This window comes from Chryseobacterium sp. OSA05B (assembly GCF_019970065.1).
Classification (GTDB): Bacteria; Bacteroidota; Bacteroidia; order Flavobacteriales; family Weeksellaceae; genus Chryseobacterium.
The window spans coordinates 1,461,844-1,486,164 of the sequence record NZ_JAHXYH010000001.1; the positions used below are offsets into that span (position 1 = coordinate 1,461,844).

Genomic DNA, 24,321 nt, shown 5'->3' on the forward strand with positions numbered 1-24,321 from the left:
GCGGAGATTTTTCTCCGCTTTTTTATTAACATCATATGAAAATCGCAGCAGCTCAAATCAAACCTATAAAAGGAGATATTCTTAAAAATATTGAAAATCACAAACTATTAATCAAAGCAGCAGCTACTCAAAACGTTGACCTGATTATTTTTCCTGAGCTTTCGATTACCGGCTATGAAACTGAATTAGCAGAACAGCTCTCCATTGATTTTCAAGATCAGATTCTGGATGTCTTTCAAAAAATGGCAGAAGACAATACCATCAGCATCACTGTTGGAATGCCTACAAAATCCGATGATCACTTATTTATAAGCAGTATTATTTTCGAACCGGAAAGCAAGAGAAAAATGTATTCAAAACGGAATCTTTTCCCAACGGAAATTCCCTTTTTTTCAAAAGGAGAAAGCTTCTGTCAGATTGAAATTTCGCAGAATAAAATAGCACTAGCCATATGTTATGATTTATCTGATCCGAACCATTCACAGGAAGCTTATCAGGCGGGTTCTACTGTTTATACTGCAAGCGTTCTTAATTCCGTCAATGGCATTGATGAAGACCTTATTAAACTCTCCACCATCGCAGAAAAATATCATATGCATGTTGTAATGGCTAATTTCATTGGAGAATCCGGAGGTTACGAATGCGCCGGAAAATCGTCTGGCTGGAGTAATACAGGAAGTTTACTCGGGCAGCTCAATGGTGAAGATGAAGGAATTTTGATTTTAGATACAGATAATGATCAGATCGAAAAAATTTATATCAACTAATATCTATTAAAGCGGAGAAAAACTTCCGCTTATTTTATTCAAAATTCTAGAAACATTCCGATTAATATCGTTTTCATACCTAATATACGGTAATTTTGACTCCTATATCAAATATTTGTGAAATAATTAAAATCCAAATTTAATAGGAAAAAATTACTTAGAATAAATTTATTAACGAAATAAATACATTATTCAACAAAATAAGCAGTAAAACAACTATTATATTATGTTATGTTTAAATATATGTTTTATTAGTATATTTATAATTCTTATGTGAATATGATAACAAAATCACTGTTCATATTTGAAAAAACTTACCAACACACCAATATTTAAATGATATGAAAAGCAAACTATTACTCTTAGCAGGATGCCTCGTTTTGGCATTGAATTCTTGTAGGTCGGATATCGAAAACGCACAAGCCGATCAAATGGACCATACAACGGCGAAGCTGGATAACACCACGGTTCATAAATTATTAATTAATGGCACTTATACTTATGTCAATGAAGTGAATGGTGAATATTTTTACGCAGAGGATATTACGATTACGCCTGAACAGTTTAACAAACTAAAGATGCAGGCCAATTCTGAATTGTCAACGGCGGAGAAAAGCACCATTGTGAGTTCCTTTATTAAGACATGGCCCAATGCAACGGTCTATTATACACTGCCTAGTCAGGGAACCCTGAGTACTCAGAACTACAATACGTTCCTTACCAACATTAACAAAGCGTTTGATATGATTTCTTCTCAAACCAGTGTTCAGTTTGTCCAACGTACCAATCAGACAGAATACATCACCTTTACTTATTCTACAGGTAACAGCTCTCCGCTTGGATGGCAGCAAAACAGGGTTAACGGTATTAAAATTTATAATATTACCTATCCGGCAATTATTGCCCACGAAGTTATGCACTCTATGGGAATCATGCATGAACAGTGCCGCCCGGACAGAGATCAGTATATTATTGTAGATGTTAACAGAGCGGTAGAAGGAAGCCGTCACAACTTCAACCTTTACAATGATTACGCAGGACATGGGGCATTTGATTTCGGTTCGGTGATGATGTATCAGTCTACAGACTTTGCGATCAACTCAAGTCAACCTGTAATGACTAAACTGGACGGTTCTACTTTTACTAAGCAAAGAACAGTTCTGTCTGCGGGCGACTATGCTGGAATTAACCACTTGTACGGGCCTGTTAATGCTACTTCTGCAATCAACGGAACCTATACCATGACCACAGCTTTAGCGAATGATAAAAATATAGATATTTCCGGAAGCTCCACTACAGATGGTACCAGTGTGATTCTGTATTCGGCTTCTACAGGGAATAACCAGAGATTTACTTTTACTAAATCAGATCATGGCTATTATACCATCAAATCTACATTGGATGCCACAAAGGTGTTAACAGTAAAAAGCAATGGAACTGCGAATGGAACAGCTGTAGAGCTTAGAACTAATTCTAATACAGATTCTCAGAAATGGTTATTAATTAACCTGGGAAATAATGGTTTTGGATTCGCTCCTAAAAATGCGCCATCCCTGAGATTAGAAGTGAAGGGTGGTCTAACCACTAACCTTACTCCTATTGTAATCGGTAGTACTGATCAATCGGTTCAGCCGCCTACAAAACAACGTTTTAAACTTACAAAAGTTAATTAAATTAAACTTTTTCATCAAATAAAGAGGTTAGTGAATTTATTTCCTAACCTCTTTTGCTTGTCAGATCAGTATATCTTTCCTGTTTTATAATTATTTACTGCTTAATTTCAATATCTCATCTCTTCCCGGCCCCGTAGAAAGATAAGTAATGGGAACACCCAGCTCATCATTCAGAAAAGAAAGAAAAGCTTTCAATTCTTCGGGTAGGTTCGAGGAATCTTGAATAGCGGTAATATCTCCTTCCCAGCCTTTCATCTGTTTTAAAACCGGACGGGCATTTTCAGGGAGTGTTCCTGAAATCCTTGTAATACTTCCATCTTCCAATTCATAATGAGTGCAGACTGCTACCGATTCCATTCCGCTTAAAACATCTGCTTTGGTCAGGATAACCTGCGTAACTCCCGTGATCATAATGGCATATCTTAAAGCCGGAAGATCCAGCCAGCCGATTCTTCTCGGGCGACCTGTATTGGACCCGAATTCATTTCCTTTTTGTCTGATCTCCTCCCCTAAACTGTCAAAAATCTCCGTAGGAAACATTCCATTCCCCACTCTTGTACAATACGCTTTTGCAATCCCGAATATTTCACCGACTTTCTTAGGTGAAACACCCAGTCCAACACATGCTCCTGCTGCTGTGGTGGAAGAAGAGGTCACATAAGGATACGTACCGTGATCTATATCCAGCATCGCAGCCTGTGATCCTTCTGCCAGAATCTTTTTTCCTTCAGATAAAGCCGTATTCAAAACGATCTCTGTTTCTGTACGGGTGAATTTTTTCAGAAAATCTATCGCTTCAAAGAACTCACTGCTAATTTCCTCTAATGAAGGAAGCACCATATCTCCCCCGGCAAGAAGCCTATAGTCTCTTTCTAAAATCTGTTCTACTCTGGTTTTAAAATCCGGAGCATCTATGTCACCGACCCTTAAATTCTGTCTTAAAATTTTATTGGAATAGGCCTGTGCAATGCCATTTCTCGTTGTTCCGATGGTGGTGTAATCCGGATTGTCTTCCATAAAGCAATCCAAAAGTCTATGGGTAGGAAGAACGAGGTGTGCCTTTTTGGAAATCATCAGACTGTTTTCAGGATCAATCGTTTCATCAAATTGCTTAAGATTTAAAATTTCCTTTCTAAGACTTACAGGATCCAGTACTGTCCCTGTTCCTATAATATTCTGAACGCCTTTCATGAAAATCCCGGAAGGAAGCGATTTTAAAGTGATTCTTTTGCCATTTCTTTCGATGCTATGTCCGGCATTCGCGCCTCCATTAAAACGTGCTGTCACGTGATAGTCTTCGCTGATGAGATCAATAAATTTCCCTTTCCCTTCATCTCCCCACTGCAGACCTAATACAATGTCCATATATTTAAATTTTATGATGCAAAGCTATAACGGTTTGAAAAGGAGGCCATTGTCATTTGGCAAAAAGAGATGTGTTTTTTTGTAAAATGTATTAATATAAAAGTATGAAACGATGAAAATCTGGTGTTTAACCAGATATACTTTCGGCTGAAGGTGATGTGCATTATGTTTATTCTAAAACTGGATAAAGCTCGTATCTGTTGATTTTTATACAATATTCCTTCTGATACGGCTCAAGGACGAAGGCGTAATTCCAAGATAAGAAGCCAACATAGATTGCGGAACCCTGTTTGCGAGCCCCGGATAATGATCTAAAAAATGAATGTAACGAGCCTTTGCATCCAGATTGAGCATTGTACTTGCGACCTTAAGCTTATTCTCTGCCACAAAAGCATGCACTTTAGCGAACAGAAAAGGCCAGATGGCAATTTCTTTCTCCAGCTTTTTAAAATGATCAAGATCTATAGCAAGTAAAACTCCGTCTGTGATAGCTTCAATATATTCAAGTGAGGGCATCTGATCCGCAAAACCGTGAAAATCCCCGATAAACCTTCCCTCATAGATAAAGTAGCGGGTAAAATCATCTCCCTGCTTATTGTAGTACAGAGACCGGAAAACGCCTTCTTTTACAAAAGCAATCTTTCGGCTCACCTTTCCTGCTTCTATGAAAGCATCCCCTTTTTCTATGGTGATTTCCTGCAGACCTTCAGCGATCAGTTGTTCTTCCTCAGCATTGATAATTCCGAATTTGCGGATGTAATTAAAAAGTTCGTCCATATGTATTTGCCTGAATATTCGGGAAATATAAAAGTATAAAAATACGGCGGACAAGCCATTGCCATTTGGCAACAAAGCAAATAAAATATACCACATCATCTTTCCACGGCATATTAATTGATTGATTTTTAAAAACGTAAGACAATGAAAGCAATCTGGAACGGCGCCATTGGCTTCGGTTTAGTCAATATCCCGGTTAAAATCTATTCCGCCACGGAAACCACGAAACTAGACCTCGATATGCTCGATAAATCTGATTTTTCCAATATCAAATTTAAAAGGGTCAACGAGAGTACAGGAAAAGAAGTGAAATGGGAAAACATTGTAAAAGGCTATCTCATGGATGATAAATACGTCGTTCTTGATGAGGAAGATTATGAGGCAGCCAGCCCTGAAAAAACAAAAATTCTCTCTATCGACCAATTTGTAAAGGAAGCGGAAGTAGACAGTTTGTACTTCGAAAACCCTTATTATCTGGAACCTCAGAAAAACGGTGAAAGCGCATACCGACTTCTGCTAAAAGCTTTACAGGAAACAGAGATGGCAGGAATCGGTACCTTTGTTCTTCGTGACAGTGAAGCGATTGGTATGATCAGACCTTACAAAGATATATTGGTTCTGAACCGACTCAGATTTCATCAGGAAATAAGAGACTATAAAGATCTGAAAATTCCTGCTGCAAAAGCTCCTAAACCAGCAGAGCTGAAAATGGCTGTAAGTCTTATCAAACAGCTTTCTCAGAACTTCGATCCTGCTATATACAAAGACACCTATTCCGATGAGCTAATGAAGATTATCAGGAAAAAAGCAAAAGGCAAAAGTATTAAAACGAAAAAAGCTGAACCTGCGAAAGAAGGTAAAGTGATAGACCTGATGGCTCAGTTGAAGGCCAGTTTACAAAGTCCCAAATCCAAATCTGCATCATAATGGCTCTAAAAGATTACCAGAATAAAAGAAAGTTCGATAAAACTACCGAACCTGAGGGTAAAACGAAAAAAAGCAAAGACCAGCTTATTTTTGTGATCCAAAGACATGCTGCGTCCCGTCTTCATTATGATTTTCGTCTGGAAATGGATGGAGTCCTTAAAAGCTGGGCTGTTCCGAAAGGCCCTTCTCTGGATCCCAAGGACAAACGACTTGCCATGATGGTGGAAGATCACCCCTATGATTACAAAGATTTTGAAGGAAATATTCCGGAAGGAAATTACGGAGCCGGACAGGTGGAAGTCTGGGATAGCGGAACTTATGAACCTTTGGATAAAGACAGCAAACTATCGGATGAAAAGAAACTTCTGAAAGAACTTCATGCCGGATCATTAAAATTTATTCTGCACGGAAAAAAACTGAAGGGAGAATTTGCTCTTGTTAAAATGAAAAACAGTGAGGATAATGCCTGGCTGCTCATTAAACACAAAGACCAATTTGAAGAAAGCCCTTATGATGCTGAGGAAAATACTTCACCCAAATCTCTTGTGACGAAATTCTTAGAGGAAAAAAAAAGCCTAAAAATAAAGGAAAAAAAGAAGTCATAACTTCTGAAAAAAGATTCAAAAACTTCAATACCTTATCCGGCGAAAAAAAAATAAGTTCTTTCATTAAGCCCATGCTGGCTAAATCTTTTGAAAAAGCATTTGACGGTGAAGACTGGGTTTTTGAAATTAAATGGGACGGTTACCGCGCCGTGGCCGATCTCAGCCATACTGATCCCCTGTTCTACTCCAGAAACGGTATTTCATTTCTATCAAAATTTGAAAAAGTTGCAAAGGACTTTAATCACCAGAAATATAAAATGATCCTGGATGGTGAAATTGTGGCTTATGACGAGCATGGAAAACCTAATTTCCAGCTTCTGCAGCAGATCGGTGACTATCCTGATATGGCATTAACCTACCAGGTCTTTGATCTTCTATGGCTGAATGGTCATTCTACAGAAGAGCTTCCTCTCGTACAGCGTAAAGAACTTTTAAAAGAAGCCTTAACAGAAACGGAGGTAATCAAGTACTGTGATCATATTCCAGAAAATGGAATTGCTTTTTTTAATCAGATGAAAAAAATGAAACTGGAAGGAATGATTGCAAAAAAAGCCAACAGCTTATATGTTGAAAACCACAGAACAAATGACTGGCTTAAAATAAAATTCACGAATACGGATGAAGCCATTATCTGCGGATTTACGGAACCCCGGGGTTCAAGGGAAAGTTTCGGAGCTTTAATTTTAGGAAAATATATTGCCGGAAAACTGATTTACTGTGGCCATACAGGAACAGGTTTCAACAATGAATCTTTAAAACAACTTTATGAAAGGCTTCAAAAAATCATGGTAAAAACTTCTCCATTTGAAAAGGTTCCGAAGACGAATATGCCCGTAACATGGACAAAACCTGAGCTGGTGTGTGAAATTAAATATTCCGAAATTACAAAAGACGGGATTTACAGGCATCCTGTTTTTGTGGCCATCCGTGAAGATAAAGAACCTGAAGATACCGATACTCCAACCCATCAAAATCCTAAAGAAATGAAAGCGAAAACTCCATCCAAGAAATCAGAAAGCTCCGAAAAAGAAAGGGAAATTACCCTGGATAAACATACAGTAAAACTGACCAATCAGGATAAGATCTATTTTCCCAAAGATGGTATTACAAAAGGAGATGTGATAGCCTATTATCAGTCCGTTGCCTCTTATATTCTTCCTTATTTGAAAAACCGTCCGCTGTCCCTGAACCGCTTTCCCAATGGCATTGAAGAGCAGGGATTTTACCAGAAGGATGCGGGTGACAGTATGCCAGACTGGATAAAAACCACAAAAGTCTATTCGGAGTCCAATGACAAATACATCGACTATGTTTACTGTAATGATAAAGCTACTTTAGCATATCTCAATAATTTAGGCTGCATCGATCTAAATCCATGGAACAGTTCGCTTCCGGATCTAGAACACCCGGATTATCTGGTATTGGATTTAGATCCATCAAAGAAGAACACATTTGATGATGTGATTGAAACTGCGCTTCAGGTGAATGAAGTTTTAGATGCAATTACAATTAAAGGTTATTGCAAAACATCGGGAAGTACGGGAATCCATATTTATATTCCGATGGGTGGAAAGTATGATTTTGACCAGGTAAAAGATTTTGCACACATTCTGATGAAACAAGTAAATGAAAAGCTGCCGAAACTGACCACTCTTGAAAGAAGCCTACAAAAAAGGGATGACAAAAAAATATACCTCGATTATCTTCAAAACCGCACGGGACAGACTTTAGCAAGTGTCTACAGTTTGAGACCCAAAGAAGGCGCTTCCGTTTCTATGCCTTTGGAGTGGGAGGAAGTAAAACCGGGTCTGAAGCCTACTGATTTTACCATTCATAATGCCTTGGAGAGAATCAAGGAAAAAGGGGATTTGTTTAAGCCTGTTTTGGGAAAGGGGATTGATATGATGAAGGCGTTGGAGCTATTGCAGAATGGCGAGTAATTTCTATATTTTTACGGCAGCAAATTTCCTAAAATGATTGAGCCTATCAAATTACAACTTCTTTTCAATGAAAATACCGAAAAGGATCAGCAAAAATTTTTCTTTAATCATGTATGGAGAAAATCTTTTAATGACATTAAAAAAGCTCTTATTTACGCTATCCTTTTTTTGTCATTAGGCTTTTTTCCAATAAAAGGTTTCATTGGAAGCCCATTTCCTTATATTTTTAAATATGCCGGTTTTCTTTATATTGGGTACGCATTTATTCTGGTTTATCAATATTTTACAGCCAAAAGGAAAGCATTTAGATTAATAGATGAAAATATAAATGATTTGAAGAAAAGAGATTTGAACATGCACTATATTATTTTGAACCAAAATAGTATAGTTATTCAAAATCCTCTTAACACGCTTAGTTCTGTATGGGAAAAAACAAATTATAAATTTGTTGATCAATATCTTATACTGAGTACTCTAAACAACACTCTTCATTTTATTTTCAACTCATCTCAATTTAAAAATGATGATTATCAAACTTTGATTGATTGTTTGCAAAAAAATTCCAAACAACAAAATTAAGGCAGTTTTGCTACCAAACTTTCCGGAAGAATTTTCAAAATCATATAAATCATTTTCCATTTAAAATTCGGAACGATAGTGAAAGAATTTCCGGCATTGACAATATGCTTTGCTACATAATCCGGTTCCATAATAAGTGATTCATTTAGTTGTAGTCCTTCATTGATCTTTGTTCTGATATAACCGATCACTAAAGCATTGACCTTTATTTTCCTTGAAGCCAATTCCTGTCTTAAACCGGCTAAATATTGGGTAAAGGCTGCTTTTGTGCTTCCATACACAAAATTACTTTTTCTTCCTCTCACCCCTGATAATGAAGATAGCCCAATCATTCTTTCCAGGTTGGTGTTTTTTTCATCCATGGCAATGATGTTCAGGATGGAAACGGCGCCCATATAATTAACCTGCATCATCTGTTGAGTGCCTTTAAAGTCTCTCAAAGCTTTTTCATTATCCACCAGAAAACCAGCTGCGTAAACTGCAATATGAGGTTTTACGGAAAGTTCATCATAAAATTTCTGATGAGAATCAAAATCTACCGCGTCAAAATAGAGAATGGTCACCTTTGAAGCATCCAGTCTGTTGTCTGATACAAATTTTTCAAGCGATGCAGTATCCCTTGAAGCAGCAATGACAAAAAAACCTTTTTGAATGTATTGTATGATACACTGTTTGGCCACGTCTGAATTGGCGCCCAGAATGAGAACGGTTTTGTCTGTCTTTTGATTCATGATGCAAATATATTTTATTTGATTTTAATTTTTAAACACAAATTTCACGAATAGGTTCACGGACAACACTAATTTGAGTAATCGGGGTTAAAAGTTATGAGTTATTTGAGGTGGGTTTCTGAGCTGGAGTGTTTCATTATTCACTTGCGAAGCAAAATTCACTATTGACATTCTTAATTTGAGTTTGAGAGTTTGAGGGTCGGAGGGTCTTAGAGTTTCGGGATCCTGGATTCGGGTTGTGGGATAAAAGGGTTTCACATTTCACTTGCGAAGCAAAATTCACCATTGACATTTCTCAATCTTAGCCTTAACCTAAGAAAAGTCTTCTGTCTGAAATCTTGGCTCTTGATTCTTGATTCCTTAGCTATAAAAAACTCGGCGCGGTGAACGAAGTTCACCGCGCCGAGCGATATTTTCAAACTGAAAAATTATTTCTTCTCAGTATCAATTTCTTTTTTCTCTGCTGTTTTTTCAGCAGCTGCTTTTGCTTTTTCTCCAAAACGCGTTTCAGTAAATTCTCTTGAAACGGCCGCTTTTTCGAATTTCAGTTTTCCTGACAGGGTTTCGATCACGAAACCGTCATCCTGAACCTGAGCAATTCTACCGTGAAGACCTGAAGTAAGGACTACTCTGGTACCTACTTTTAAAGTTTCCTGGAAGGTTTTCTCTTGTTTCTGTTTTCTCATCTGTGGTCTTATCATCAGAAAATAAAACCCCACAAACATTACCCCCATCATGATCAGCATCATAGATGAAGACCCCTGCTGTGCCTGTAAAAAGATTGTCAACATATATTTATATTATGGTTGGATGTTCGCTGTGAACGTTAATTTGATAGGAGCCTTATCTACGTTCGCAAATACATCTGCATACTTCTGAACGTTTCCGTCGAAGCTTGAAGAATCAAAATGCAAAGTGATTTTTCCTTTTTTCCCCGGAAGAATAGGTTCTTTTGTAAAATCAGGAGCCGTACATCCACATCCGGGCTTTACTTCAGAAATAACCAAAGGATTTTTTCCTGTGTTTGTAATCTCGTAAATATGCTCTACTTTATCTCCTTTTTTGATTTTTCCAAAATCGAAGTTGTTTTCAGATAGAGCAACGGATGTTAGTGGCTGGTTAGAAACCGGAGCTGCTGTAGCAGTTTCAGCCGAAACCGGGGCAGCGGTTGGGTTAGTAGGAGCTAAATTGGTAGCACCCGCTGTAGAATCTGTAATATTAGCAACTTCTGCACCGGCAGCAGCTTGCTGATTTTCTTTTTTACAAGAAACCAAACCAAGGCCTATGATAGACAAAGCGATAATTGATAACGTCTTTTTCATGTTAAATTCTATTTTTATCTTTACAATATTTATCCAAAATTCCGTTTATGAAGATATTGGAACGGTCTGTTGCATATACTTTTGCAATTTCAATATATTCATTGATAATAACTCTTGAAGGCGTAAAAGGAAAATTATCCAGCTCAGAAAGTGCTGTCGACAAAATGACTTTATCCATTAAAGAAACTCTTTCAAGATCCCAGTTTTCCAACCTTTCACTCAGCTTTTTCTCATTAGCTTCCCAGTTGTTCAGGGTATCTCTCAGAAGTTTTCCTGCGAAATCCTTATCCTCTTCATCCTTAATCATTTTGATTAATGTTCTGCTTTCTTCATCCTCTTTCAGGAAACCTATCGTTTTCTGTACCATTGAGTTGGCGATGTGGATATCATCATACCATGAAAGTTCTTTATCACTAAGATATTCCTGGAAATCATCATTCTCAGCAATGTATCTTAAAAACAGTTTTCCAATAAACTTCTGATCTTCTTCAAAAGAATATCCATCTTCTTTCATGAAATCCTGATACCTTTTCCCACCTGTCATTCTTTGGAAAGTTTTCACCAAAATATCATCATGCATATCCCATCTCAACTGCTTGTGCTGGCCTGTGAAAAATAATCTCTCAGGATTTTCTTCCAGCTTGATCAGTACCTGGTTATTGATAAATTTTTGGTTAGGATTAATTTCAGCATCAGTTTTAAGATATTTGTTCTTTCCAATCTCAATCTGAGTCTCTGCCAATTCTTTCAGAGCCACCAAAAAATTGAGTTGATAGATATAGAGATTATAGATTTTCTCTATTCCAGTGAACATGTTTTTTTCTAAAACATCAAATTTTACAGGATTCTGATAGTATGAATACACTGTTTGTACTACTTTTTCACGGATTTGTCGTCTTCCTAACATTCAAAGAGCTTTTTATGGGTGCAAAGATACAAAAATTAAAATTGATGAAATTCGTAGTCTGCCTACATTTTTGTAAATTTGTAAAACTTTATGAAAGCGCTAAAAACCTTAAACCCTTACTTTTGGAAGCACAAAATATTATTGTTTTGGGGGTTCTTATTTATCATTGCCAGTAATTTCTTCAATATATATAAAGTTCAGTTTGTAGGAAAGTCTGTGGACGAACTTACCAAAAGTGGCAACCTGGGCTTCAACAAGCAGGTTCTTGTATATGTCGCCATTATTGTGGGCTGTTCACTTCTGACCGGATTTTTCACTTTTATGATGCGCCAGACGATCATCGTTGCATCCAGAAGGATTGAATATGAACTGAAAAATAAAATCTACAGACATTATCAGGAACTTTCACTGACGGATTATAAGCAAACTACAATCGGTGACCTTATGAACAGGTTGAGTGAAGATGTAGTGGCGGTAAGAATGTATCTGGGACCAGGGGTGATGTATGTGGTAAACTTAGTCATCCTGCTTGTGATTACCAGTATTTATATGCTGAAAACGGATACATCTATGACCGTATGGACGTTGTTGCCACTTCCTATTCTATCTTATATTATATTTAAGGTAAGTTCAATCATCAACAAGAAGTCGAAGATTATGCAGAAAAGCCAGTCTGCGATCTCCACTTTCGTGCAGGATAGTTTTTCAGGTATCAGAGTGGTGAAGTTTTTTGCTAAAGAGAATTACATCAAGAAAAATTACGGTATAAAAGTTACTGATTATCAGAACAAAGCTTTGGATTTAGCGAAAACAGAAGCGTATTTCTTTACCATTATTTTATTTGTAATCGGATTACTGAACGTTGCGGTTATTCTTGTGGGCGGACAGAAATATATTGCCGGAGAACTGAGCGTGGGTAAAATTGCCGATTTCTTCATGTATATCAATATCCTGATCTGGCCATTTTCCATGGTAGGCTGGGTAACTTCTGTGAATCAGAGAGCTGAGGCTTCGATGCAGAGAATCAATGAATTTCTGGATAAAAAATCGGAAGTCATTAATACGAACTTTGAGGACTATCCTATTAAAGGTGATATTGAATTCAGAAATGTTTCCTATGTCTATCCGAACACCGGAATCAAAGCATTAGATAACTTAAGCTTCAAGATTAAAGCCGGTGAATCTCTGGCAATCATGGGTAAGACAGGAAGCGGTAAATCTACCATTGCCCTTTTGCTGTGCAGGCTTATTGATCCTACGGAAGGGGAAATCTTAATCGACGGGAAGAATCTGAAAGACCATAACCTAGCCAATTACAGAAATTTCATAGGATATATTCCTCAGGAAAGCTACTTATTCTCAGATTCTATAGAAAATAATATAGGTTTTGCCATCGACCATCCTTCGCATGAAAAAGTGGTGGAATATGCTAAAATTGCAGACGTAGATAAAAATATTGTTGAATTTAAAGAGCAGTATAAAACACTTGTTGGTGAACGCGGCGTGATGCTTTCGGGAGGCCAGAAGCAAAGGATATGCATCGCAAGAGCTTTAATAAAGGACCCGAATATCATCATTTTTGATGATTCCCTGTCTGCTCTGGACACGGAAACGGAACAGAATATCCTTGAAAATATCGACAGAAAAATCCACAATGCCACGTCCATAATTATCACACACAGAGAGTCTAGCGCTCAAAAAGCCGATAAAATCATCAACCTTACCGAAATTGCCAATTCTGTAACTGCTTAGCCGTTTCATTCTCAATTGTTAAATAAATCATAAAAAAAATTTTGTGATTAAAAGAATTCTTTTATATTTGTTCTTAACAAGATTAAAAAATATCTAACAATGAGTGAATACAAGGAACGCCATGAAAATGAAATTTTCACTAAGGTGTTAAAAGCAGGGAGAAGAACTTATTTCTTTGATGTGCGCGAGACGAAAGCAGGAGATTATTATCTTACGATTACCGAAAGTAAAAAGAACTTCGGGGAGAATGGGGAAGCTACATTCGAGAAGCACAAAATTTATCTTTACAAAGAAGATTTTAAAAGTTTTCAGGAGATGTTTAATGAATCCACAGATTTCATCATTAACGAGAAGGGTGAGGATGTAATATCAGAAAAACACGACAAAGACTTCAAAAGCAAATCATTCACTATTGATTCTGACGACGAAGTTTAAAAAAGAATATCTAAAAACACAAGCATCTGAAAAAGATGCTTTTTTTATGCCCTTCCCTGTAATTTCAGAATATAAACAGAATTCCTGCTTTAAAAAGGTGTATTTGAAAACATAAAACTTTACAAGAAATAAAATGAACAGCTATACATTGAAATAATAAAAAAATAAATTATATTCGCATTTAATTATTTCGATAAAAAACAAATTTATTAACAATGAAAACACGCGTTATTTATATTATATTAAATGTTTTGTTATTTTCATTTGCATTTTCACAAGAAGGAAAACACCACACTGACATGATTTCAAAAAAGGAAAAGAAGTCAGCGTTGAGTAAAAAGAACGTTCAGTTCAATCCAAATACGGTCAACTACGATGTTACTTATCATAAACTGGAATTAAAAGTTAATCCAAGCGTAAGAAACATATCCGGAAAGGTAACCACCACTTATACAGCTCTATCGAATATGAATACCATAACCTTTGACCTGGTGAGTCAGATGGTCGTAAGTTCTGTAAAGCAAAATAATGTAAACCTTTCATTCATACAAAATACAAACAAAGAATTAGTAATTACCCTTCCCAATACACAACTGGCAGGTACAAGTGCATCTGTAGAAATCACATACGCCGGAATACCGCCCAATACGGGACATGTCTTTTTTACAACCCACAACAACTCCCCTATCTTCTTTACATTATCAGAATCATTCGGAGACAGAGAATGGTGGCCATGTAAGCAAGACATGAGAGATAAAATAGACAGTATTGATTTGTACATTACAGCACCATCACAATATGTAGCAGTCGGAAATGGTGTGGAACCCGCCGCTCCTGTTATTTCCGGCTCTGATAAAACCACCCATTTTCATCACAGCTATCCCATTCCGGCTTATCTGGTTTCTGTTTCTGTGACCAATTACAGCACCTTCAATCAGACCGGGGGCACCGCTCCCAACACCTACCCGATTATTAATTATGTTTTTCCCGAGCACCTGAGCCTGGCACAAAATAATTTAAGTCCGGTTCCTTCCTTTTTAAATTTCTTCGAATCTCTGTTAGGTGTCTATCCTTATAGTAATGAAAAATATGGAAATGCCCAAGTTACCGAGAGTGGAATGGAGCATCCTACTGTCTCTTTTATCAGCAATTATAACAGGTATATGATGGAACACGAAATGGCCCATCAATGGTTTGGAGACAAAATTACCTGTGCTACATGGAATGACATTTGGCTAAACGAGGGCTTTGCCACTTTTATGGATGAACTGCTTATAGAACATTATGATGGTAATGCAGCAGGGATATCGAACAGAACCGGTCTCATCAACAATATCACGTCACAACCTAACGGTGCGGTATATCTTACGGATTCAGAAGCCCTGGATGAAGACCGTATTTTTGACGGACGTCTTTCTTACAATAAGGGTGCAATGGTCCTTAATATGTTAAGGCTTAAGTTGGGTGAAACTACATTCCTGCTTGGGCTTAGAAATTATATAAATGACCCCAATTTAATATATAAAACCGCAGGAACGCCAGATTTTAAAGCTCATATGGAAGCGGTTTACGGGAGTAGCCTGACCGATTTTTTCAATGACTGGATCTACAATCAGGGCTATCCTGTTTATACTATTAAAGCTCAAAATATGGGTGCTGGCCAGGTAAAAGTTCTTGTGAGTCAAACTCAGTCACACGCTTCCGTTAATTATTTTGAGATGCGTTTACCATTGCAGTTCACAGGCACGGGAGGCCAGGTGTATAATACGTATGTAAATAATACCGTAAACAATGAATCATTCACAGTGAATGTTCCTTTTGCCATAACCGGAGTAAGATTTGACCCGGAAAAACATATTATCTCGAGAAACAATACGGCTACATTAGGACTTGGGAACGTAGATTTTGAAAAAGATCAAATCGAAGTTTATCCCAATCCGGTAAGTAATATTTTAACCGTAGATTATGTCACTCCAATTGATAAAGTGACCATGACCAATATGGTAGGTCAGGAAGTACCCGTACATTTTATCAATAAAAACCAGATTGATTTTTCTAAGTTCAGTCCAGGGGTCTATTTATTACAGATACAAACTACGGACAGCACAAAAACTTTAAAAATAATAAAGAAGTAAGGGCTGTCATTTCCTGCCGGATTTATCATGAAAATCTCCAATCGCTTTTTTAAAATTGACAATTTCCCTTCTAGTTACATTTAATCATCCACCAACCGGTAAATGATTAAATGTAACTTAGGGAATGATTAGCTATATTCTCGTTTTATCTGCGAAAGAATCGTTGGGTCCTGTATTTCATCGTTTTTAGCTAACAGCAATACTTTAGACATTACTTCTGCAGACTTTGGATCATCATCCGCAAAAGGCAGAAACAGCCTTCCTCTATGCTGAGAATGAACAGGAAGGATAGACAGGTATTTGCCCGGAACCTGATGGACCACTGCACTGCCTAAATGTACACTGTATTCTCCCATTTTGCCCTTTACCAATACATGAGAGCCTTCAATACTTACGTTATCCAGTTTGAATAACCGGGCGGTTTCTTTCATCAGCACGGCACGCATTTCAATAGAAGAATGGCTGGCTTCAGGATCTACTCCACCTACGTGAGCTACCGATACCACCAGATCTATATCCCGCATCACCTCTGAAAACAGTCTTGGATTTATATCTTCAAAAGGAATATTTTTATAATCTTTTAATGAATGGAATTCTATGGTTTCCAGGGTCGGACTTTCCACTTCGGCTGGAGAAAACCAATTGGCAGCGGCATACATTTTTACCTGAAACCCTTCTTTATGATACACTTTCTGAAGGCCTTCTTCGTAATCTACTTTCCAGCCCCGTGTTTTAAGCAGTGCCAATGCCTGTTTCGGCTGAACCTGATGCCCTGCATAACGGCGTGACACTGATTTCTCTTTCAGTTCATCCGGCGTAGGCACATACAACTCTCTGAATATCTGCTTGAACGGCTGGATCAGTTTTTCCGTAAAACAATAGTGCTGATAATCACTCCAGGCGCCATGCTGATGAAGATCTACACAATGGACAATTCTCAGGCTATTCGTTTCATTTAATTCCTGAATTTCTCCGTGAGCATTAATCAGATTCCCGTCATGATAGAATCCTATTTTATGATCATTGGAAATGAATACGAGCTTTTCAAGATGTTTTACAATAACCGGATGCTCAAAAAGGTTTTTAATTTCTGCAAAAAAGAACTCGTCGCCCCTTATCATGGCTTCCTCAAGTCCTTTTCGGGAACGGGTCCACTGTTCACGCATGATCTTGCGGTAGTTTCCTAATTCTACAATCGCTTTATCTTTTTTGATTTTCGGCGGAATAGATTTCAGCTGTTTGTCATCCCGGAATACAACCATTTCGGCTTTTCCATCGTCTTCTATAATCAATCCTACTGTCACTCCATCAATTGTCACCTGCGTTTCTTTTGATAAAATGGTTTGAATCTGTTTCGTTTCCATCGCCCAGGTCAGCCGGATGGGGTCCGGATAGCCTGCATTTCGGGCTAAGTTTTCCAATGCCACACGAATAGCCAGGGCTTCACTCGCCTGTTTCATCGAGCCAAATTCCTTACTTTCCTTTTTAAACTGCTGAATGTATTCATAGCGGCTCAGGACATCTTTCTCCGGATTGGCTTTGCTTAATGGTACAAGTCCATACACCCGGAGATAATCCTGATCACGTTTATCCTTTACTTTGGCCGTTACTTCCTTTATTTTTAAATCGCCGGTAAGTGTGTCTGAATAAAGTCTTGCCCGGCGGTGTCCGTTTCCATCGGATATATATTTAGCAGATTCATACAGCATTTCCCAACGGGCTTTTCCTAATTCTTTGTAAGCTTTTGTAAACCAGTCTTTGTCCACTGCCCCATCCTGAAACTCCTGAACATCTACGGATGAATATTTGGCCACTTCACTTTCCAGTTCTGAATTCTGAGCCTGATACGCACTGGTTTTAGTATGAGCATGCATCCACCAGATAGCAGAATCCAACCCTTTCCAGCCTAAATAGGTGCTGATGAGTTTCTGCCACTGCGGCGCATAAACGGCTGCCTGTATCAAACGGAGCTCTGAAATCTTCTCTTTCTTCATCAGCTCGTTAAATGATTCCTGGGTATCACTTTCCAAAGGATGAGAATTTTTGATCAGATAAGAAAACAGCTTCTGCTTGGTCATACTTTCGTTGCCATAGCTGTAAATATAGTTGGCATACAAGGTCGATTTCCCAAGCCCTTTTAGCAGCTGCACAAGACGGTTGGTTCCGTAGATGGTCTGAAACTCCTGTACAAATTGGGAAACGGCAGTATTCGCGTCACCCCGAATAAGCTCTACATCCAGGAATTTATTTTGAATGTCTTCGATAATCGGTTTCAGGAATGGAAATGTATCTGTATATCTTTCCTGATGATGGTAAATCGTATGGGTCTTTGCTCTGGTAAGATCCCTTATGACAGAGTCTGCCGTGAAAATTCCTTCATAAAGTTCGTCTTTTGTAATGACATTTAACTCATAAGCTTTGCAGAATAATTGGAAATTCGGAACTGAATGTTTTTTATTTTCTTCCAGACCATTATACTGCATCCAGCGGTAAAGATTCCACTGTTTGATATACTGTTCATCGGTAAGATCTTTAAAAGGAACGGCCTGTAAAAACACACTGAAAAAGCCCAGCTGCTGCCAGCCGGTGCCTCCACCATAATAATAGGTATTTTCTTTTGCTTTATAGTTAATCACATCATCAGGCAAATGAGCAAACAGTGTACTGCACGCATCGATCAGGAAATCTGTTTTTTCCTCGAATACAAACTTATACTGTAAAACTTCCAGGATCCTTTTAACAGGATTGTCCCAGTAATAATCACTTTTCAAAGGATTAGGTATAATATCCTTGTGATAAAACACATAGTTTTCCAGGAAATCTCTGAACTTTTTACGGTCACAGTTTTCGGCGAATGTCAGCAGGAATAAATCCCGCGGATAAAGTCCCGAATCTTTATACCACTGTGCCCATTTTTCATGCAGCGGATAGTTTTCAGCAATCTGTTCAGAGGTAAAATTTTCCGTATTGTTTCTGATGTGTCGGAAGGTATTGCCCATCAATACGGTTATTTTTGAGCCATTCCAATCGTCTACTTCGTATTCATAATCTTTATTTTTAAGAAATAAATCATTGAGCTTTTGTAACTCCCCTTTGATATGATTCATGGATTGTGTAAAGCCATACTTATCCTTTTTCGTGGCCTGTGCATATACAGAATTGGCTTTCACCTCAGGCAGTTCAAATTTTGAGATCACAGAAGGATCATAGAACCCAAATCCATTTTCTGCGGAAAGTACTTTTTTATCATCAGAAGGATTAAGCTGATCCAAAAGGCTCTGTTCTCTTTCGGATACTTTCGGTTTTTCTGAAAACTGTTGGGTCCAGCTTCCGATCTGCGCAGATACTCTTTTGTCTTTTTGAAGCTGAAGCATGATATCCAGAGAAGCTGTTCGCTGTTCTATATCTCCCTTTACCATTAATTCTTTAACTAATGGACTTACTACTCCATCTTCCTGCTGTACCACCAATTCTATCAGTTTCTTGCGAAGTGTACCGCCTTTTCTTTTAAACATATCGAAGAAAATCATCAATTCTTCTTTGCTTAGAGGGTTTTGCTGAAGCACGTTGATCCCGGAAGCCACTAAAGATTCTCCTCTGTCTTTTAAGATTTTAAATGCAAATTCTTTCTGGAACGGCGTTACCGTCTGCTTTTTCTTTCCAAAATTATAAGAGTAGGAATAACAGTAGAAATCCCCTAAAATACCTCTTGACAGCTGTTCACGCAATGAAAGGTCAAACTGATCAAAATAAGAAAGCACCAGATCCCGTTTTTCTTTATCCTCACCTACCAAATAAAACATCGAAGCATATAAATTGCTTTTGCTGAATGTCGCATTGAGCCAGGAGAATATCTTTCCTTCAAATTTCTTTTCCTTTACATCAATCTTTTGAGTAAGCTCATGCAGTTTTTCAAAGAAATCAGGATAATCTGTATTATTGATATAGAATTTTGAAGCTGCATTGGCATTTAATAATGTTGACAAAGGTTCGCCTGCAAAAGCCAAAACCTGCAGATCACCATCCAATACTGCTTTATAATACAACGGCATCTGGATATAAGGATCATGGGTTTCTCCGGCAAACTTTATGGCCAGACATTTCTTTTCCACACTGCCATGGTCATACAGCTGATGCAGATAAGGAACCGCTTTTTCCACATCCCATACAGACTGCACCCAAAGCGCCATATAGACTTCATTATTGTTTTTGCTTTTTATGGCATCCGGAATCAGTTCAGGATTGTTGAAATAGGTATGTGCCAGCGAAACAATATTTTTTACCACCGATTCCTTTTCGGCATCCCAGCCCAGACCTGTCCATGTATCTATGGAACGGACAACGGAAGAAAAACGTGTGAGCTTATGTTCTACAATCACATTCGTCATATATTCCAACGCTCCGATGCTGGTTTCATCCAGAGCTTCCAGCACAGTTTGTCTTAACCCTTCCTGTCGCTGAGCCGCCAGCAGGAGTTTTTCCACCAGTTCCCAGCAATGTTTCTGCTCACTGTTGAGTAATGCTTTAATAATATTCCGGGATACTTTTCCTTCGGGATGTTTATTGAAAATAATGTCTTCAATAAGCTGGTAAATAGCTGTATTTCCTGTATCAATAGCTGCTGACCAAATATAGAACTGATTTAAGCTGTTTGATATGGCGCTGTCATAGATGATCTGCTCTTCCAGCGTAAGGTCATAAAACTGTTCTCCTCCATTGGTGTAAGAATAGATACTTGGCAGCTGCAACAGGCCTCCAATTAAATTAATCTGGTTGAGAAAGATGTAGTTTTCATTGTGGGGTGCACGGAAAGAACGTCTGTAGTACCCTGTCTGATACATTTTATGGGGCATTGTAGTCAGGGCGTGCTTTACCAGGTCTGCATGATGTCCAAAGAAATAAACCAAAAGTTCACCATATTCTTTATCCTCCCAAATATCGGGTTTGATGTATTTTTTGATGTTTTCCATGCGTTCGGAACCCAGGCTTACATCTTCAAAATAGTTGGTCTTACCCACTATTAATAATCCCAGTTCCGCTACCTCTTTCTTAAGTTGAGGTTTTGAAAAGACTTGGGATAAAAAACCTTTTTCTGTCTGCTCTTTTAAATCTTTCCTAAAATTCCGATAATGGTTGGATGTCTTTTTCGATTCTAATTTTTCTATAATTTCCATGTATTTTGAGATTCAGTGTTTTTAATTACCAATAACTTCCTGCAAGAAAGGTCAGCCTGATGAAAGTAAACGTATGCTCTAAGCTCAGATTTATCGTTTCGGAAAGATTTTCCAGCTGTTCATCATTATAAAATATGGCAAACATTCCATCTTCGAAAGCCTGTACAGCATTTTCCTGCGCCTTCTGAAGATTGGCTTTCTTTTCGTTATAAATACTTCCAAAACCTGCCTTACCGGTGTCTGTAAGAATATTCAGATAGTTTTCCGAAGGCATTTTCGCATAATCTGTATCTTCCAGTTCAAATGATTGCGTATTGAATGCCTCCACCTGCTGCTGAACAATTAGTTTTAATAAATTCTCCAATGATATTTTGGAATCACTATGCATAATTTCAAGCTTCTGCTCCGAAAGAACAGGATGCTTCCTGCCTAATTGCTTTACCGTAACCTTTATTTCCATATGTGAAGTTGATATCAATAAATATAGGAAAATTTTTAAGGGAGACTGTTTTAAAACCTTGAAGAAGGCATATGAATTAAATCACCAATCTGGAAAAATTACATTTTTTTTGACCTAAATGTGGGTGTTGTAGAACATAAGATAATTGAAAATGGAATTTCAGGAATGGTATACAATAAAAAAGTACACTTTAAAAAGTGTACTTTTTTTATGAATCATAGTCAAAAACCAGATCGCATGAGTTGGCAATTCACTGATTTAATTTTTGATATTTTTTATTTTTTAATGACTTTCAATGTCTTAGTCTCATCATTTGAATTGACTTTAACCAAATAAACTCCCGATGTCAAGCCGGAGAAATCTAATGTACCTTCATTAGCATTTATTGTTTTGCTCAGCACTTCCTGCCCTAATAGGTTATAAACCGATACCAAAGAAATTTTCTGATCAAACGAAATAATAAGCTTGTCATTCACCGGATTCGGATATGCCTTTAGAGAATTCTTTGACATGGTAAAGTCATCAACACCTAAAGTTGGGCAAGCAATAACTGTTGGAACATTTTTATCAACAGTAGAACCATCACCTAATTGACCATAAAGGTTTAACCCCCATGTGCTGACAGTTCCATCACTCTTCAAGGCAAAAGTATGTGATATTCCACCAGCAATAGCTTTCCAGTTCGTAAGACTTCCCAGTTGCGCAGGAACGCTGGTGTTCGTCGTCGATCCGTTTCCTAACTGACCATATTGATTTCTTCCCCAGGTCCAAAGTGTTCCGTTGGATTTTATGGCAAGGGTATGATTTCCTCCCGAAGCAACGGTCTGCCAGTTAGTAGCCGTTCCGATTTGTGTTGGAATATTTTTATTTGCCGTTGTTCCATCTCCCAGTTGTCCATTCGCATTATATCCCCAGGCCCAAAGTGTTCCGTCTGTTTTCAGTGCAGCGACATGAAGTGCTCCTACACCAAGACTTTGCCAGTTGCTGGCGGTTCCAACTTGAGTCGGGATCAGCCTGTTGGTATTGGTAGCATCTCCGATCGTTCCATACGTATTGCTACCCCAGGCCCAAAGTGTTCCGTCTGTTTTTAGTGCAATGGTAAAATCCTGTCCGCATTGAACAGCTAACCAATTGGCAGCAGTTCCTATCTGAACCGGCACTAAACTGGTAGTCGTGTTGCCGGTACCTAACTGCCCATAAGGATTAAGTCCCCATGCCCATAGTGTTCCGTTATTTTTTATAGCTACCGTATGATACATTCCGGTATCAAAAGTTTTCCAGTCAGTGGCAGTTCCTACTTGTACCGGTGTGTGCTGATCCGTATTTGTCCCATTACCCAATTGACCTGAATTGGCTCCCCAGGCCCAAAGCGTTCCATCTGTTTTCTGAGCAATGGTATGGTTGCTTCCACCAGCAATTTCTTTCCAGTTATTAGCCGTTCCTACTTGTTTTGGAGTTGATCTGTTGGTGGTTGTTCCATTTCCTAATTGTCCTGAAGAATTAATCCCCCAGGCCCATAATGTTCCGTCTGTTTTTATAGCGACACTATGCAGACTCCCTGCATTCACTTTTTGAAAACAACCTGGCAGACCAGCGCTTGGCGACATTTTCACTAAACCTAGCTGTAATGTTCCCAGCCAGATAGTCCCTGAAGATTGCGTACGAACTGCACTGAAATAGTCATCAGGCAAACCAAAATTTGTATTTGTTCTGGTGTAAGTTGTACAATCCGTAAAGTTTTGCAAACCTGATCCATTAAATCCAATCCATACTTTACTGTTACTGTCAACATCCACTGCGTTAGGATTGTATCCTGCAAGACAAGAAGTACTTTGATAGATAAATGTAAGGTTAGTTCCGCTCGTCGTTACTGTAATTAAACTGTCAGAACCTTGTAAATAAATTGTATTGTTGGCAATTCTCAATATTTTTTGAGTTCCCTGCGCTATAAAATTATAATCAGTTCCATTAAATTTATACAATACACCGCCATTGGTAACCCAAACTCCATTATTACTGTCAGTTGCCACAGAATTCAGATTCGTTACAGAAGAATAATTAGACCACGTTGTACCATTGAATTTTGTAAGCCCTGAGTCTGTTGCAACCCAAAGATTATTTTGTCCGTCAACAGCGATATCATTGATTTCATTAGTTGGTAAACCTGAATTGGAAGTTGTATAATTAGTCCATGTCGTTCCGTTATACATAATAATTCCATTAAGTTGAGAGGCAATCCATTTTCTTCCCAACCCATCAATCTGAATTTTTATAATTGAATTAGATGCAATACCGGAATTGGCAGTATTGTAATTGGTAAAAGTCGTTCCGTTAAAAGTTGAAACTCCATTATAAGTGGCAAGCCATAACAATCCATTGGCATCAGTTTTAATATCAGCAATATAATTGCTCCCTATTTCTGAATTCGAAGTATTATACGTTGTGTAACTATACGTCTGTGCAAATGCATAAATTGAACTGAGGATTAAGAATAAAAAGTAGAGTTTTTTCATGGTTTTTAATAAAATAATTCTCTTCATGTTTAGTTTCATAATGTTTCCCTACTCGTTTAGCTTTTCGGTTCCGCTTCGTTTGAATGGTTTCTGAACTCCATATGAAATGACAACTTTTCAAAATCAAATTCATTCATGAAAAAGCGAGCTATGATTTTAAAAAGCACTTGGTCCGTTAAATAATACAGTATCATTACCCGTAGAAGATTCGAAGTTTCCCCAATATTAGTAGATTATATCCCGTTACGGAAAATAATCT

Annotated in this window: 18 protein-coding genes; 9 read left to right on the forward strand and 9 right to left on the reverse strand. The window is 37.9% G+C overall.

Annotation, left to right across the window (positions count from 1 at the left end):
• Positions 1-35: 35 nt before the first annotated feature.
• Positions 36-767 (forward strand): carbon-nitrogen hydrolase family protein, encoded by a 732-nt coding sequence (locus tag LC419_RS06620; RefSeq protein WP_223606605.1) that lies wholly within the window; start codon positions 36-38, stop codon positions 765-767.
• Positions 768-1,108: 341 nt separating this feature from the next.
• Positions 1,109-2,440: a M12 family metallopeptidase gene (locus tag LC419_RS06625; RefSeq protein ID WP_223606606.1), complete on the forward strand. Its 1,332-nt coding sequence runs from the start codon at positions 1,109-1,111 to the stop codon at positions 2,438-2,440.
• 90 nt (positions 2,441-2,530) lie between these two features.
• Here the strand turns inward: LC419_RS06625 and LC419_RS06630 are convergent, their stop codons facing one another.
• Positions 2,531-3,805, reverse strand: coding sequence for an adenylosuccinate synthase (locus LC419_RS06630; RefSeq protein WP_223606607.1), 1,275 nt, complete (start codon positions 3,803-3,805; stop codon positions 2,531-2,533).
• A 207-nt stretch (positions 3,806-4,012) separates the two neighbouring features.
• Positions 4,013-4,582: a Crp/Fnr family transcriptional regulator gene (locus LC419_RS06635; RefSeq protein WP_223606608.1), complete on the reverse strand. Its 570-nt coding sequence runs from the start codon at positions 4,580-4,582 to the stop codon at positions 4,013-4,015.
• 144 nt (positions 4,583-4,726) lie between these two features.
• On the opposite strand from LC419_RS06635, the gene LC419_RS06640 reads away from it, so the two are divergent.
• From LC419_RS06640 to LC419_RS06655, 4 genes are all read left to right on the forward strand, one after another.
• Positions 4,727-5,509, forward strand: a complete 783-nt coding sequence (locus tag LC419_RS06640) for a Ku protein (RefSeq protein WP_223606609.1) — start codon at positions 4,727-4,729, stop codon at positions 5,507-5,509.
• Positions 5,509-6,114 carry a DNA polymerase ligase N-terminal domain-containing protein gene (locus LC419_RS06645; RefSeq protein ID WP_223606610.1) on the forward strand — a complete coding sequence of 202 codons (606 nt, stop codon included), beginning with the start codon at positions 5,509-5,511 and terminating at the stop codon, positions 6,112-6,114. Before LC419_RS06640 ends, LC419_RS06645 begins: the two co-directional genes overlap by 1 nt.
• Before the next feature lie 71 nt (positions 6,115-6,185).
• Positions 6,186-8,054: a DNA ligase D gene (gene ligD / locus LC419_RS06650; protein WP_223606611.1), complete on the forward strand. Its 1,869-nt coding sequence runs from the start codon at positions 6,186-6,188 to the stop codon at positions 8,052-8,054.
• 33 nt (positions 8,055-8,087) lie between these two features.
• Positions 8,088-8,633: a hypothetical protein gene (locus LC419_RS06655; protein WP_223606612.1), complete on the forward strand. Its 546-nt coding sequence runs from the start codon at positions 8,088-8,090 to the stop codon at positions 8,631-8,633.
• On the opposite strand, the gene LC419_RS06660 is transcribed toward LC419_RS06655, so the two are convergent.
• The 4 genes from LC419_RS06660 to LC419_RS06675 all read right to left on the reverse strand — a co-directional run bounded on the left by LC419_RS06660 (position 8,630) and on the right by LC419_RS06675 (position 11,593).
• The gene (locus LC419_RS06660) at positions 8,630-9,364 is read right to left on the reverse strand and encodes an SDR family NAD(P)-dependent oxidoreductase (protein WP_223606613.1); all 735 of its coding nucleotides are present in this window, start codon (positions 9,362-9,364) and stop codon (positions 8,630-8,632) included. The genes LC419_RS06655 and LC419_RS06660 overlap by 4 nt on opposite strands.
• 428 nt (positions 9,365-9,792) lie before the next feature.
• Positions 9,793-10,155 carry a preprotein translocase subunit YajC gene (gene yajC, locus LC419_RS06665; RefSeq protein WP_223606614.1) on the reverse strand — a complete coding sequence of 121 codons (363 nt, stop codon included), beginning with the start codon at positions 10,153-10,155 and terminating at the stop codon, positions 9,793-9,795.
• Positions 10,156-10,164: 9 nt separating this feature from the next.
• Positions 10,165-10,686: a DUF1573 domain-containing protein gene (locus LC419_RS06670; RefSeq protein ID WP_223606615.1), complete on the reverse strand. Its 522-nt coding sequence runs from the start codon at positions 10,684-10,686 to the stop codon at positions 10,165-10,167.
• Between the two features lies 1 nt (position 10,687).
• Positions 10,688-11,593, reverse strand: a complete 906-nt coding sequence (locus LC419_RS06675; protein ID WP_223606616.1) for a transcription antitermination protein NusB — start codon at positions 11,591-11,593, stop codon at positions 10,688-10,690.
• Positions 11,594-11,683: 90 nt separating this feature from the next.
• Here LC419_RS06675 and LC419_RS06680 point away from each other — a divergent pair, with 90 nt between their 5' ends.
• From LC419_RS06680 to LC419_RS06690, 3 genes are all read left to right on the forward strand, one after another.
• Positions 11,684-13,345 carry an ABC transporter ATP-binding protein gene (locus tag LC419_RS06680; RefSeq protein WP_223606617.1) on the forward strand — a complete coding sequence of 554 codons (1,662 nt, stop codon included), beginning with the start codon at positions 11,684-11,686 and terminating at the stop codon, positions 13,343-13,345.
• 99 nt (positions 13,346-13,444) lie between these two features.
• Positions 13,445-13,780: a DUF3276 family protein gene (locus LC419_RS06685; protein ID WP_034701927.1), complete on the forward strand. Its 336-nt coding sequence runs from the start codon at positions 13,445-13,447 to the stop codon at positions 13,778-13,780.
• Positions 13,781-13,995: 215 nt separating this feature from the next.
• Positions 13,996-15,915 carry a M1 family aminopeptidase gene (locus tag LC419_RS06690; RefSeq protein WP_223606618.1) on the forward strand — a complete coding sequence of 640 codons (1,920 nt, stop codon included), beginning with the start codon at positions 13,996-13,998 and terminating at the stop codon, positions 15,913-15,915.
• A gap of 128 nt (positions 15,916-16,043) precedes the next feature.
• Here the strand turns inward: LC419_RS06690 and LC419_RS06695 are convergent, their stop codons facing one another.
• The 3 genes from LC419_RS06695 to LC419_RS06705 all read right to left on the reverse strand — a co-directional run bounded on the left by LC419_RS06695 (position 16,044) and on the right by LC419_RS06705 (position 24,062).
• Positions 16,044-21,089, reverse strand: coding sequence for a DUF4132 domain-containing protein (locus LC419_RS06695; RefSeq protein WP_223606619.1), 5,046 nt, complete (start codon positions 21,087-21,089; stop codon positions 16,044-16,046).
• Between the two features lie 25 nt (positions 21,090-21,114).
• Positions 21,115-21,549, reverse strand: coding sequence for a hypothetical protein (locus tag LC419_RS06700; RefSeq protein WP_223606620.1), 435 nt, complete (start codon positions 21,547-21,549; stop codon positions 21,115-21,117).
• 275 nt (positions 21,550-21,824) lie between these two features.
• The gene (locus tag LC419_RS06705; RefSeq protein ID WP_223606621.1) at positions 21,825-24,062 is read right to left on the reverse strand and encodes a T9SS type A sorting domain-containing protein; all 2,238 of its coding nucleotides are present in this window, start codon (positions 24,060-24,062) and stop codon (positions 21,825-21,827) included.
• Between the last annotated feature and the right edge of the window lie 259 nt (positions 24,063-24,321).